Below are 13,810 nucleotides of genomic sequence, written 5' to 3' on the forward strand. Positions count from 1 at the left end.
CGCTCGACTCATCACAAGATCAATCACACTGGGATTTTTTCATGAAAAACGCACCACTTCAAAGTCTGATGGCAGCTGTAATACTTTGGGCTAGTCCATTGCTGCCAATGCAAGAGAATCAAGTGAATGCACAGGAAATGACTTGCCAAGAAACAGTGAATTCGGTCATGGCAGATATTCGAAAGCAAGGGGCAAAGGTCACGTTTCGGGTTTATGACAACGCTGATTATCAAAGTTTTGTGGGAGCGAGATTTGAGAATAAAAAAAGAGTGAATGGTCTTTTTCTCGGGTTGGGAGAAACTGGCAAATCTGATGCGATCGCCAAAACAATCTGGCAGTCAGACGACTTGATTAAGGATTACCTCACCCAAATATTTCCCCGCTGTGGTGGTACTGGAATTATTGACATTGGCTTGTTTGAAACAGAGGCGATCGCCAGTTTTGGGATGGACGATGAGAATCGCTTAGGCACTGAACAATGTTATGACCCTGAAGAACAGATTCCTGGGCGCATCTCGGAAATTTATCGGGAATGGGATTGGTATTGTGCCTATGTTTTATGATTCGGAATTCTGGATGAGGGTGATCGCCTGATCAAATAAATCGGAGGCTTCGTTATTCAACCAATTAATTTCTTTGACAGCTCGAAACCAAGTGCGTTGGCGCTTTGCAAATTGACGCGTGTGTAAAACCGTTGCGGCGATCGCCCCCTGAACTGTCGTTTCGTTTCTGACATATTCCCCAAACTCTTGATAACCAAGGGTTTTCAGTAACGGTAAATCCCAGCCATATTTCTTCCCAAGAGTTTTCACTTCTGAGGCAAAGCCTAGTTCTACCATTTGGTGAGTGCGACGACGAATCCGATCTTCGAGATGGTCAAGATCACAATCTAAGCCAATTTGAATAATCGGATAGTCTGGTGGATTTTCGCCCTGCTGCTCCGTAATCGGTTTACCCGTCACATAAAAAACTTCCAAAGCCCGCAAAGTACGAACTTGATCGTTGGGATGAATTTTCTCGCAGGCCACCGGGTCAAGTTGCTGCAATAGTTGATAGCTATATTTCTGGCCCAACTCGGCAAATTGTTTTCGTAAGTCAGGCTGGGGAGCCACGCGCGGAATTTTCAAGCCTTTGGCGATCGCCTTGACGTAAAGACCTGTCCCACCGACTAAAAGAATATGGCGATTTTCGGCCTGAAATTTTGCAATTAATTCTTGAGCTTGAGCTTGATATTCTGCCAAAGTTAACGTTTCAGTTGGTTCACAAATATCAATTAAATAGTGAGGTGCTTGAGCTAATTCTTTTCGGCTCGGCTTAGCTGTACCAATATCAAATTCTCGATATATTTGCCGCGAATCTGCACTGAGAATGACCGCATTTAATTCTTCTGCCAGCTTCAAAGCTAAACCTGACTTTCCCGTCGCTGTTGCACCACAAATTACGATTAGAGGCAGAGTCATCAGTTCGGGATCACGACGCCCTGCAATAGTTGTTCGAGCTGAGCATGAAGGCGATCGCGATCTTGAAAATTATCAACACGTTCAACAATTTTGCCATTATTAAACAAAATCACAGTAGGCAAAGTCTTGAGACGATAAGTATTTGCCAGCTTAAGATTGTCATCAGCATTCACGTCAACGAGCAAAAAACGCCCATGCCATTCTCGTTGCATTTTAATCAGGAAAGGGTGTAATAAATGGCAAAGACCACACCAAGGAGCCCAAAAATTCACCAAGACGGGTTGGTCTGCTTCTAAAACAGTTTGCTTGAAATTTTCCTCGGTGATCGACAGAACCATGATCTCCCGTTGTTTTCGTTCTATGTACACATTTTATCTTGGTCTCTTATCTTACCTGTATCGGTCGTGGGGATCATATTTTTTCCATGAATTGATGACCATGCTTTTTTGATCCCCATCAACACTAAATTTAGTTATGCATATTTACCAAGGCACTTTCGCTGTCATCACCATTAGCCATGGATGTCCCCACCATAGCAGCGCAATAAAACCACTAACACCAATATAGGCAGGCTTTAGAAATTCCCCTAATTTAAAAGTTTGTCGTCCTTGCAAAATTGCGACAAATGGAATAACGGATGTGCGTTCTTTTACCGCGAGAAATGTTTTGCCATAACGAGATTCGAGGCGGCGATCGCCATGCCAAACTGCAAACAAATGATGCGCTACCAATCCAGTACAGGTGAGTAACATAAACGAACTACCAATCCAGAGCAAATGCCCCACACACCAAATCACCTGACCTACCATTTGTGGGTGGCGAGTGACACGGGTAATCCCTTTTTCATAGAGATGTACCTGGGGCTTTTGCACTGCAGCGATTTCAAGGAGATTAAAGGTAGAGGGATAAAGAAAGAAAAACGAGATTGCGGAAAGCCACCATACCGTTGGTTTTACCCAGGCTTCCCCTTGCAGTTGCCAAAGCACTGCTCCGTCATAACGATGATTGAAAAAATAAATAATTAGACAAGTCGCAAACGGAATACTGACTAGCGCAAAAATCACCCGATATAACCGCGAGCCAATCTTATTTTCTGCCCAAGGACGCAATGCAGCTAAACCACTATGGGCGATCGCAAACCCCAACAAAAGCCCGAATATCACCCAGTGACTCGTCGTAAACCAGCTCATTTCCGCCATAATTCAGCCAATAGAAGTATTTTTAAACGAATTAGTACAGGCTATATTATGTCTCAAAAGAGATACGATCCCCTTATTGTGGTACTGTCAATCATGAAACCAGCATCGATACCTCTTTAAATCGTTTTCCCTCGCCGAGGCTGTATGTCTGACATCCCATTTACTCTGGATCAACTGCGTATCCTTAAAGCAATTTCTACCGAAGGTAGTTTTAAACGAGCCGCAGATAGTCTCTACGTTTCCCAGCCTGCTGTCAGTCTACAGGTTCAGAATTTAGAAAAACAGCTCAGCGTTCCCCTATTTGATCGAGGCGGGAGAAGAGCACAACTCACAGAAGCTGGTTATTTACTACTTGATTACGGCGAGAAAATTATTACCCTCTGCCAAGAAACTTGCCGGGCGATCGAAGATTTACAGAATTTACAAGGCGGTACCTTAATCGTTGGCGCATCTCAAACCACAGGTACATATCTAATCCCCAGAATGATCGGATTATTTCGCCAGAAGTATCCTGATGTAGCAGTACAACTGCAAGTCCATTCAACACGGCGAACCTCTTGGGGTGTAGCAAATGGACAAGTAGATCTCGCAATTATCGGCGGGGAAGTTCCGTCTGAGCTACAAGACACCCTCAAAATTGTGCCCTATGCAGAGGATGAATTATCTCTAATTTTGCCAGTTAATCATCCCTTGGCAAAAGCAGAAACCATTCACCGCGATGATCTATATAAACTCAAATTTATTGCGCTGGATTCTCAGTCAACGATCCGAAAAGTAATTGACCAAGTTCTCACGCGTTGCGATATCGACACCAAGCGGCTTCGCATTGAAATGGAGCTCAATTCCATTGAAGCAATTAAAAATGCGGTTCAATCCGGCTTAGGAGCATCTTTTGTTTCTGTAACAGCGATTGAAAAGGAATTACGGATGGGTGCATTACACCGCGCCCATATTGAAGAGGTCGAAGTCCGTCGTATCCTCAGCGTTATCATTAATCCAAATCGTTATCGCTCCAAGGCAGCAGAAGCATTTTGCCAAGAAATTTTGCCTCATTTTGCCAATCAACTTAAAAAGTTTGACCTGAGTGAATTGATGCCGAGCGAGTCTGATTCAAAATCGAAATAGACTTTTTCAAAATTAAATTAATACAGTTAAGTTGCGGCGATCGCCTACATTCATGCCATTTCGTTATTCGCGTAACAGATAGTGATAAGGATAACGGTGGGGCACACCTGGCTCAGTTTCTAGCTCGAAATTAACAATTTGCCACTTTGCATCGAGATTATTATGCTCACTAAAAGTGACTGGTAACCCATACAAGACAGGAACATGGGATTGTTGTGGCTGCGGGTCTGACTTACTTGGGATATGCGTCTGCGCTGCACGTAGCTCGAGAGAGCGACTCACTAACATTTCATAACGGTTTGCAATCGTTAGCTTTGTGGCACGAAATCCTTTTGTATATAGGCGATCTAGCGCCTCATGGATCTCGAAGCGAATACCATCGGGATGAGTATGTTGGCGATACCATTTGCCTTCCCAGCGTTTCCATTGGCGGCTTGACTGGAGATGAACGAGCTCTTCGGTGTCGGGGTTAGCCTCAAAAGCTCCGTGGCGATCGCAGAGATAGCTATCTGTCAGAGTCAGAGCTTGAATTGTTTGACGGCAATGCGGACAAAGAATTTCTGCGCCGAAAATAGGGTAATGTAAGCTGGGTTCAAGCATTACGACTTTAAATTTACACCGATAGTAGTGACGCTGTATCGTCAACGGATTCTACTTATTATACTCAGAGATTTTTGTTCACCTGCCCATCCTATGCTTAACGCTGACCAAAACCTCGCCAGTTACGACTACATTCTTCCGCCAGAGCGTATCGCCCAAACCCCCGTAACACCGCGCGATCATTCTCGGTTATTGGTACTGGATTCTCCGACAACTCACCATCATCAACAGTTTTATCAGCTCGGCGATTGGCTACAGCCCAATGATCTTCTGGTGATGAACAATACGAAAGTGATTCCGGCGCGACTCTACGGACGTAAGGTAACAGGTGCTCCGGTTGAGGTGTTATTACTCGAAGAACGTTCAGCCAATACATGGCTTGCCCTCGTTAAACCTGGCAAACGTTTTACGATTGGCGCAGAAATTGTTTTCACCTCACCTCATGATTTAGAGCAAACCCTAACAGCAACAGTCATTGCGCGTGATCCAGAGACTGGTGGGCGCATTCTCGAATTTGATTTACCTGCCAACAAAAATCTTTGGTCTGTTTTGGATGATTTTGGAGAAATCCCTTTTCCGCCCTACGTCACCGATTCTGAAGCAAATCCTGATCAGTATCAAACGATTTACGCTGATACACCCGGGGCAGTGGCTGCACCGACTGCAGGATTACATTTTACGCCGGAGCTATTCGAGCAACTGGAACAAAAAGGAATAGAACGGACTTTTATCACGCTTCATGTGGGGGTTGGTACATTTCGGCCTGTGGAAGTTGATGATATTACCACCCACGATATGCACTATGAATGGATCGATGTGCCGGGGAGTACAGTCGAGAAAATTCGTGAAACCAAGGCGAAAGGGGGACGGGTCATTGCTGTAGGGACGACGGCTGTGCGATCGCTGGAAGGGATGGCGGTGGCATCGGGCAAAAAACTACAAGGGTTCCAAGGGAAAACAAATTTATTTATTTACCCTGGCTATGAGTGGCAAGTAGTAGACGGTTTAATCACGAATTTCCATTTACCGAAATCAAGTTTGCTGATGCTGGTCAGTGCGCTCATCGGACGGGAGAGATTATTGAGTCTCTACGAAGAGGCGATCGCCGAGAAGTATCGATTTTATTCATTTGGCGATGCGATGGCTATCTTGCCACAAGCTAAGGGTATGATGTGAAACATAGGGAAAATGGTGGAGGTTACCCCTGTGTTATTTGGCTCAAAACAAAAACGTATTACCCTCGGTTTAATGGTTGCCCTGAGTGGCAGTATTTTTTTGCAGCAGGGAGCGATCGCCGAAAAAGCTGGCAGCTCAGTTGGCAATAAACAGGTTCTCAATGGCATTTATACCGAAAATTTAGATGCGGGTAATGCCTTCCAGCAGGCAATCGATTTTTACCAGCGGGGCGAATTTCCACGAGCCAACAAATATGTTGAAGTGGCCCTAACCTTCGATCCTTGGATGCCGATGGCGCACTATCTCCAAGGCCATCTTTTCCTCGAGGCAGAGAAGCCGAAAAAAGCTCAGGAAGCTTATGCAAACGCGACTCAATTCGATCCAACTTTTGTTGAAGCTTATTACAATCTCGGTTTAGTTTCCTACGATCTCGGTGACATTAACTCGGCGATCGCCGCTTTTGGGGAAGCAATTAGACTCGAGCCAGAATTTGTCGATGCTTATTTTCAATTAGCGTTAGCCTACGATGTGCAAGGACAATCCAGCCTCGCTCAGACGAACTACATTAAGACGTTAGAGCTAGATAATACCTATGTTGCTGCCCACAACAACCTAGGTATTTTGCTCGCAGCGGATGAACGCACAGCCGAAGCGATCGCCACCTTTGAAGAAGCCATCGAACTTGACCCAGATTATGCGCCAGCGCATTATCAACTTGGATTGCTCTACCTTAAACAAAATGAATTTGAGCTGGCCCTAGAGGCCATTGGCAGTGCCGCATCCCTCGACCCAGACAATGCCCTCGCCCAATATCATTACGGTTTACTGTTGGCTGAGGCGGAAAACTATGATGGTGCCGCAAAACGCTTCGAGCGCAGCATCGATATTAATCCCACTAATGTCAGTGCTTACCGCCAGCTTGGCGTTGCTGAACTGGCGAATGGTGATCTTGATGATGCTCTAGTGGCCTTCCAAGAAGCGCTAAATTTAGACCCCTCGGATCCGCTATCTCACTACAACCTCGGTGTGGTTTATCAAAAGCAAGCTCAATATACATTGGCGATCGCCGCCTATGAACAGGCCTTAATCTACGACCCAGCACTCAGCGAAGCTGTTTTTAATATCGGTGTGTCCTATCAAGCCCTTGGCGATTCCCGACAGGCGACCACATTTATTGTGCAGGCACGGGAATTATTCGCCCAAGAAGGTCGGGACTTTAAGGTGCAAGAAGCTGACCGTTTTTTACAGCAGCAAATCCTTAATCCCCCCACATCCGGCACAACTCCTCCAGCAGAACCTGTGGAACAAAAAGCCAGTCCGACCGAAGTACAGGCCTAGCGATAAATAGCCATGCAATTAAAAGCCGAGTTTGCCCAAGAGCTGATCGACACAGCTTTAAAATGTGGGGCACAGGATGCGGATGTTTACCAATCGTCGTCTTTTTCACGCCCCGTTACTTTCGAGTCTAATCGCCTCAAACAACTGGAAAGCTCTGAATCCACAGGCACAGCCCTCCGAATCTGGCGGGATGGTCGGCCGGGATTAGCGGTGGCCTATGGTGCGTTTGAAGCCCAAACTCTTGTCGATAAGGCGATCGCCCTAAGCCAGCTCAACGAAGTTAACCCGCCAGATTTTTGTAAGGCACGCAAGGATATCAACCCTCCCATTGGGACAGAAATTTCTGTCGAAACGTTTATCGAGATGGGAAAAGTGGCGATCGCCCAATTGCGAGAAGCTTATCCAGATCTAATTTGCCATGGCAGTTTTGAGTGCGACCATTCAGAAACACTATTGCTAAATTCTAAGGGATTATATTGCGAGGCTGCAGACATTTCCCTGAGCTATTTTCTAGAGACAGAATGGGTGCGAGGCGATGATTTTCTCGCGGTTTATGACGGTGAGGTTGCTCAGGATAAATTACAGCCCCAGGCAACGATTCAGTCTATTTTGCAACGTTTACAATGGGCCACGAAAAATACAATGCCTAGTACAGGTCAAGTGCCTGTGTTATTCACGAGTAACGCAGCGTCGATGCTGTGGTCAACGGTCGCCTCGGCCCTAAACGGCAAGTTGATTTTAGAGGGGTCATCCCCTTGGAGTCGAGCCGCAGGCAAGCAGATTATTTCTCCTGAAATTTCGTTATATCAAGACCCCACGGCAAAACCTTATATTTGCCACTTCGATGACGAAGGCACCCAAGCACGTTCTCTGTCGCTCATTCGTGAAGGCACAGTCCAAGAATTTTATGGCGATCGCCACACTTCAAAAGAATTAAACATACGTCCCACAGGCAATGGGTTTCGACCAAGCCTAGGCCGCTATCCCACACCAGAACTGATTAATTTAATCGTTGCCCCCGGCAAAAAACAGCTTTCGGAAATGATTGCAGAGCTTCAGGATGCAATTATTGTTGACCAAATTTTAGGCGGTGGCGCAGATTTATCTGGTGATTTCTCAGTAAATATCGACCTCGGCTACCAAGTCAAAAATGGCGAAGTGATCGGCAGAGTAAAAGACACAATGGTTTCTGGGAATGTCTACGAAGCACTCAAAAATGTAGTGGAAGTAGGGGGCGATCGCCACTGGCAAGGTTCCTGTTTAACCCCATCTATTTTGTTAGAATCTCTCTCGATTACAGGCTAACCATTACAGGCTAAAACATCATTGCACAAGATCAAGTTCAGCAAAAAGCTCTTCCGCTTTCATTTGCATCTCTTCGGCAATATCTCGCAAATCTTCGCGGTTATTGAGATAGGCATCAAGAGCATTCAGTGGGTCGATTGATTGGCCAGCACCCAGTTCCGGCAAACGAGGCCGCGCCAACTGACTGACAAGTTCTGGCTGAATAGCCATTTGGTGGGCCTCGATAAGAGCTTCCCGCAAATTTTTGAGATTAACCAGCTCAATTTGCTCTGAACGTAACTTATAAAGCAGCCGCACTACCGCATCTTTAATCTTTGCCTTTTTAATCTTTTTCAAGATTGTCGCTTCGGGCTCTGCTTCCTCGCTAACATCAATTTTGAGCGTGAGAAACTTACGCACAGGTAACGGTACAAATTCCCAATCAGCTTTGCCTTTTTCGAGATGTACCATCACATAGCCTTTGTCTTCTTTCTCCTCACTAAAATCCACCCGCTCAATACTGCCAGGATAAATAATCGGCGGATTATTATCTTTGTTTAAATTCTGGTGGCGATGGACATGACCGAGAGCCACATAATCCAGCTCTTGGCGGTTGAGAAAGGCAATGGGAATATTAAATCCTTTACCCACAGCGAGAAAACGTTCGGCACCAAGGTTGGCGCGATCAGCCATCAGATGACCGACTAGAATCGCGGGAATATTTGGGTCAAGGCGGCGAATTTCAGCTTCAAGAACCGGTTTTAATTTTTCGAGCAAAATATCATGAATTTCAGCCAGGGTTTTGCCTTCTGTTTGTTGGCGCGTGAGCAATGTAGATTGATTAATCCAAGGCAGCGTAATAATTTGCAGTTCACCTTTTGCCAGTTCCACACGATGGGTTTTCAGGCTTTCACCAACAATAAAACCTGGAACCGCAAGGGTGCGATAAATACTTAAACTCGCGCCACCACTCCCTTGGGAATATTGATCATGGTTCCCCACCAGCAAAACAGTCGGAATTTTCGCATCGGCAAGGCGACGAAATTGGGCAGCAAAGGCTTCTTGCACATAGGGTGCAGGGGTCGCATCGGGAAAAGCATCCCCCGCAAAAATCACTAAATCTACCGGTTCAGCGATCGCCCGATCCATGCAAAGACTAAGGGTCTGTTCAAAATCTTCAAGGCGGCTATTAATACCGGTTTCAGGGTTAACTTGCCCATGGGAAAAGCCGCTCCCCATATGAATATCTGAAAGATGGAGAATTTTAAACATCTAACTCGAAAGGCGATCGCCCAAGCTCAATGATTTAACATTAGCTCGGTTCTGACATTTTGAATCCAGTGGCATCTCAGAAGGGCGATCGCCTTAATCTCAAAACCAATTAACGAACTTAGCGCAGAGCTGCCTTCGGAGCTGAAATCGTCGAAGGATAACGAATTACATCAGCATTAACTGTTTTCGGTTCTGTCGCAGGCTTATTATCTGCCAACAACACATTACGAATAAATCGTGCTGCGACTTTTTGAAGCAAACCTTCCGCAATTTTTTGACCAAGTTGCTGTGTTTCTCGCTTCATTAAAACGCGGGGAACTAATGGCAACAAAAATGTTGGGTCAAAGTTAGGCGTATCTTGCAGAATCTGCCAGATCGTTTGAATATGCTCTAAATTTGCGGCATTATCTTTCACATTGACGGTTTTAGAACGCGCTGGCGTATCTTTTTGACCAAAACGCTGTTGTACTAAATTCGTGAAATTTTGCAGCGTATTCAGGCCAAAAGCATCCACTGACTGCACAATTTCCGAAGCGAGCTGCTCACGAATATAATCACCGCGTTCCGAAAAAATATAATCAACCGCCTGATTAACAGCCCCTTCTAAATCATAATCCTGGGATGTTTTCGCATTCTGCAAGAGATTTTCGAGACGATTCCAACGGAAACTGCCATCTTTAAACAACAGATCTTTCAGAGAATTACGCAGCTCCTCAGATTCGTCAGTTAATAGACGTTTCGCAACGTAAGGATAGGCTTTACTGAGTACTTTAAATTCTGGATCAACACCAATCGCAATCCCTTCTAGCGTCACCATCGAACGAATAATCAACGCATAATAGGCAGGCACTTGGAATGGAAATTCGTACATAATGCCGGACATCTGATCCGTGATGCTCTTAAAATTCAGCTCCGCCACACTTGCACCAAGGGCATTACCAAAGACCGTACTAAGAGCTGGAATAATCGGCGTCAAATCGGTGTCTGGCGTCAAAAAATCGAGCTTCACATAGTCATGGGCAAGGGAATCAAAGTCACGATTGACGAGATGAACAACCGCTTCAATCAAGCCATACCGCTGATAAGGCTTAATCGTACTCATCATGCCAAAGTCAAGATAGGCAAGGCGTCCGTCCTCTAGAGCGAGCAAATTACCGGGGTGAGGGTCGGCATGGAAAAAGCCATGTTCGAGAAGTTGTCGGAGGGAGCATTCCACGCCCACTTCCACAAGATGGGTAGCATCAATTCCTAATGCAGCAATTTCTTTAAGGTTCGTGAGCTTAATACCATCCAACCATTCCATTGTAAGCACGCGCCGCCCTGTGTAATCCCAGTAAATACTAGGTACATAGATTTCTTCCATACCGCCGTAGTATTTTTTGAAACGCTCAGCATTACGACCTTCTTGGGAATAGTTCATTTCCTCAAAGATCCGACCAGCAAACTCATCGGTAATGCCGATCAAATCAGAACGGACTCGTTTCACATTAGTTTGCAACCACCGCGCAATTTTCCGCATGATTGCAATATCAAGGTTAATACGATTTTCTAAGTCTGGCCGCTGTACTTTAACAGCAACTTTTTCACCTGTTTTTAGACGAGCCTGGTAAACCTGCCCGAGGGACGCTGCAGCGAGAGGTTCAGGAGAAATTTCAGCGTAGATCTCTTCAGGAGGACGGCCGAGTTCTTCTTCAATAAATTTAAAGGCGATCGCCGTTGGGAAAGACGGTAGCTGATCCTGTAAATCCGTTAATTCTGCAAGATAAGTCGGCGGTACAAGATCCGGGCGTGTAGAGAGTGCTTGACCAATTTTGATATAGGTCGGCCCGAGATCTGTCAAGATCTGCTTGAGGTGATTAGCTTGAGACTTCTGCGCTTGGGGAGATTTGGTCTTACCTCGAAAACTATCCCACCAGACATGAATAGCTAGACCCACAAAACTAGTAACAATAGTGCTCAGTCGCCCAAAAACAGCAAAAGGCTTCTCTTTAGCTAATTTATCGACTTTCTCAGGGTTATAACGCCAGTCTTCAGAGTCGACCATAGTTACCGGACTGGTTGTAGTTTCAGGAGTCTGAGTCTGTTCGGGCATAACCTATCTGAAGCGATCGCCTACTTGAATACTTTCAATGTAAACGATTGTAACAAATGTTTCTCAGACTCTTATGACAATTCTGGGGGGCGATCGCTGATCCCCGCCTTAGGGCGTGCGTGCATTCAAGGGATTTTCCTCAAGAGATTGCTCACTCAGACGCTGGTTACGCAAAATATTAATCGCTTTAGAATATTGCGGATCCGCATTAGTCGCAATCAAGCCAGGGTCACTATTGAGCTCAACAAACTGCTCTCGACTCAATTCCACAGTAATGTCTGGGTTAACCCCATTCATGTTGATGCTGATGCCACTGGGAGGATAATACCGAGAGATTGTCACAGCTAGTCCTGCACCGTTAGAGAGTTCATGAACAGACTGCACAGTGCCTTTACCATAAGTGCGCGTTCCAACAAGAGTGGCACGATTATTATCTTTTAACGCTGCGGCCAAAATTTCGCTGGCACTAGCCGAGTTTTCATTCACAAGCACAACCAAGGGTAAATCTGTAATGGCAGTTTGGTTCGCACTAAATTCGCGATCGCCACCTTTCCTGTCAACAGTACGAACAATTGCCCCTTCTTCCATCCACATCCGAGCAATATCAACACTCGAATACAATAGACCGCCAGGATTGCCTCGTAGATCTAAAACAAAACCTTCAACAGCTTGGGATTCCAAATCCTGAATCGCCTTATACATCTGCTCAGCTGCATGGGAGCTAAATTCATCCAGACGAATATAACCAACGCTTTCACCATCAACTTGCTTCATGCGATGGGTTACTGCGGGCAACTCAATCGTCGCACGGACAAGCTCTAGGTCAAACTCCGGACGCTCTGGACGGCTCACTTTCAAAAGCACAGCAGAACCTTCTTGACCACGAATCAAATTAGAAGATTGCTCCAGAGTGAGCAGAGCGGTGATCTGACCATCAATCTGCACGATTTGGTCATCGACCTTTAGTCCACCAGCTTCAGCAGGAGAACTATCTAAAACATCAACAACAGTTAAAAGACCTGTTTCTTCATCAATCGCCAACCGAATACCAATCCCAGAAAGCTCGCCAGTTGTCTGACTGGTTAAATCTTCAAATTGCTCTGGATCGAGGAAACGAGTGTAGGGATCACCCAATGTGTCGAGGGCATCACGGATAGTACTGTAGGCTGTATCGTAGCTATCATACTGCTGCTCCAACAGCTCACTACGAAGTTTTAACCATTCCTCTGCATCATAATTTTTGGCAACGGATTCAGCATGGATGATCTGCCAGATTTCGTCCACAACCACCTTCGGACTATCTTCCATTGCGGCGATCGCCGGACGCATTATGGGAGTTGTCGTCAGTAAGGTTAAAAGAGAAATTGTTCCAAGGGCACCATTAAAAATAGCTTTGGGGGAAATCGCTAGGAATGGAGCAGTTTGTGTCATAGGATTTAGATGCCAAGAGATTAGCGAATAAGTTAGGCGGAAGAGCGACCAGACAGCCTATTTATCGAAGTCAGGACTTTACTAAATATTGTTCCCGCTGGGGTATCTCGAACAAACTCACTTTTCGGGAAATTTAGTCATCCCAGAGGAGTACTTGTCTAAGGAGAAGAGCAGTGGCTAACAAATTTGGTGTGAGACAGAGGGCAAATAGATGCAGAAATCGGGAGTTTGACTTCGTCTCAGCTGCTTACCAAACTATTGTAATCAATAAATTTCACTTCTTGGGAAATAAAATTCATTCCTTATATTGTTTATAGAAATCCAAAAGGATTTGCTGATGGATAGCTGGCATGGGTCGCCATTTTTTTGCTTTTTCGGAGTAGGCGCCGCCATCCTGGGCAGCTTGTTGGTTTAGTAATCTCATATCCCATCCTTCATTAAGAATTAGATCACGAAGGAAAACAGTCAACGGCACCTGAAAAACATGGCGATGCACACTTTTTAAAGTCTCCGATTGGAGTTCGTCGCTATATACACCAAATTTTTGTATCTTAGTCCGAGGAATTTGATAAGCAATCTCTTCTAAAATTTCGCGTTCTAAAGCTTCTTCAGGAGTTTCACTGGGTTCGAGATGTCCTCCAAAAAAGCCCCAACATCCCGGATAAATAATCCCAGGAATATCGTCACGTAGCTGCATTAAAACGCTATCGCCTTGGGTTAGGATGGCGATCGCCACCAAGATAGAATTGTTCATGCCCATTAACCTCTACATGGTGCATCAAAACAGATTGCCGTCTTTATAGGCCAATCCACTACATCATAATTTTCAGCGC

13 protein-coding genes are annotated in these 13,810 nt (G+C 45.4%); 5 read left to right on the top strand and 8 right to left on the bottom strand.

Annotated features, from left to right (window positions below):
- The first annotated feature begins 41 nt into the window (after positions 1 to 41).
- Complete coding sequence (locus LEPTO7376_RS10240; protein ID WP_015134111.1) at positions 42 to 563, top strand: hypothetical protein; 522 nt, start codon at positions 42 to 44, stop codon at positions 561 to 563.
- Here the strand turns inward: LEPTO7376_RS10240 and miaA are convergent.
- From miaA to LEPTO7376_RS10255, 3 genes are all read right to left on the bottom strand, one after another.
- The gene (miaA, locus tag LEPTO7376_RS10245; RefSeq protein WP_015134112.1) at positions 558 to 1,460 is read right to left on the bottom strand and encodes a tRNA (adenosine(37)-N6)-dimethylallyltransferase MiaA; all 903 of its coding nucleotides are present in this window, start codon (positions 1,458 to 1,460) and stop codon (positions 558 to 560) included. The genes LEPTO7376_RS10240 and miaA overlap by 6 nt on opposite strands.
- Positions 1,460 to 1,798, bottom strand: coding sequence for a co-chaperone YbbN (locus LEPTO7376_RS10250; protein WP_015134113.1), 339 nt, complete (start codon positions 1,796 to 1,798; stop codon positions 1,460 to 1,462). Before LEPTO7376_RS10250 ends, miaA begins: the two co-directional genes overlap by 1 nt.
- Positions 1,799 to 1,942: 144 nt before the next feature.
- Positions 1,943 to 2,659 (bottom strand): NnrU family protein, encoded by a 717-nt coding sequence (locus LEPTO7376_RS10255; protein WP_015134114.1) that lies wholly within the window; start codon positions 2,657 to 2,659, stop codon positions 1,943 to 1,945.
- Between the two features lie 144 nt (positions 2,660 to 2,803).
- Here LEPTO7376_RS10255 and LEPTO7376_RS10260 point away from each other — a divergent pair, with 144 nt between their 5' ends.
- Entirely contained in the window at positions 2,804 to 3,784 is a 981-nt protein-coding gene (locus tag LEPTO7376_RS10260) for a LysR family transcriptional regulator (protein ID WP_015134115.1), read from the top strand.
- Positions 3,785 to 3,847: 63 nt separating this feature from the next.
- On the opposite strand, the gene LEPTO7376_RS10265 is transcribed toward LEPTO7376_RS10260, so the two are convergent.
- Positions 3,848 to 4,384, bottom strand: a complete 537-nt coding sequence (locus tag LEPTO7376_RS10265; RefSeq protein ID WP_015134116.1) for a TIGR02652 family protein — start codon at positions 4,382 to 4,384, stop codon at positions 3,848 to 3,850.
- A 93-nt stretch (positions 4,385 to 4,477) separates the two neighbouring features.
- Here LEPTO7376_RS10265 and queA point away from each other — a divergent pair, with 93 nt between their 5' ends.
- From queA to LEPTO7376_RS10280, 3 genes are read left to right on the top strand one after another with little or no spacing between them, the layout of a single operon-like run.
- On the top strand, positions 4,478 to 5,560 hold the full coding sequence (gene queA / locus LEPTO7376_RS10270; protein ID WP_015134117.1) for a tRNA preQ1(34) S-adenosylmethionine ribosyltransferase-isomerase QueA: 1,083 nt from the start codon (positions 4,478 to 4,480) through the stop codon (positions 5,558 to 5,560).
- Positions 5,561 to 5,572: 12 nt separating this feature from the next.
- Complete coding sequence (locus LEPTO7376_RS10275) at positions 5,573 to 6,898, top strand: tetratricopeptide repeat protein (RefSeq protein WP_015134118.1); 1,326 nt, start codon at positions 5,573 to 5,575, stop codon at positions 6,896 to 6,898.
- Positions 6,899 to 6,910: 12 nt separating this feature from the next.
- The gene (locus LEPTO7376_RS10280) at positions 6,911 to 8,203 is read left to right on the top strand and encodes a TldD/PmbA family protein (protein WP_015134119.1); all 1,293 of its coding nucleotides are present in this window, start codon (positions 6,911 to 6,913) and stop codon (positions 8,201 to 8,203) included.
- An 18-nt stretch (positions 8,204 to 8,221) separates the two neighbouring features.
- Here the strand turns inward: LEPTO7376_RS10280 and sbcD are convergent, their stop codons facing one another.
- From sbcD to LEPTO7376_RS10300, 4 genes are all read right to left on the bottom strand, one after another.
- Entirely contained in the window at positions 8,222 to 9,454 is a 1,233-nt protein-coding gene (sbcD, locus tag LEPTO7376_RS10285) for an exonuclease subunit SbcD (RefSeq protein ID WP_015134120.1), read from the bottom strand.
- 118 nt (positions 9,455 to 9,572) lie between these two features.
- Positions 9,573 to 11,546, bottom strand: coding sequence for an AarF/ABC1/UbiB kinase family protein (locus tag LEPTO7376_RS10290; protein ID WP_015134121.1), 1,974 nt, complete (start codon positions 11,544 to 11,546; stop codon positions 9,573 to 9,575).
- A gap of 108 nt (positions 11,547 to 11,654) precedes the next feature.
- Positions 11,655 to 12,977 carry a carboxyl-terminal processing protease CtpB gene (gene ctpB, locus LEPTO7376_RS10295; protein ID WP_015134122.1) on the bottom strand — a complete coding sequence of 441 codons (1,323 nt, stop codon included), beginning with the start codon at positions 12,975 to 12,977 and terminating at the stop codon, positions 11,655 to 11,657.
- Between the two features lie 295 nt (positions 12,978 to 13,272).
- Positions 13,273 to 13,731, bottom strand: coding sequence for an NUDIX hydrolase (locus LEPTO7376_RS10300; protein WP_015134123.1), 459 nt, complete (start codon positions 13,729 to 13,731; stop codon positions 13,273 to 13,275).
- Positions 13,732 to 13,810 lie beyond the last annotated feature (79 nt).

The sequence above is a fragment of the [Leptolyngbya] sp. PCC 7376 genome (assembly GCF_000316605.1).
Lineage (GTDB): Bacteria > Cyanobacteriota > Cyanobacteriia > Cyanobacteriales > MRBY01 > MRBY01.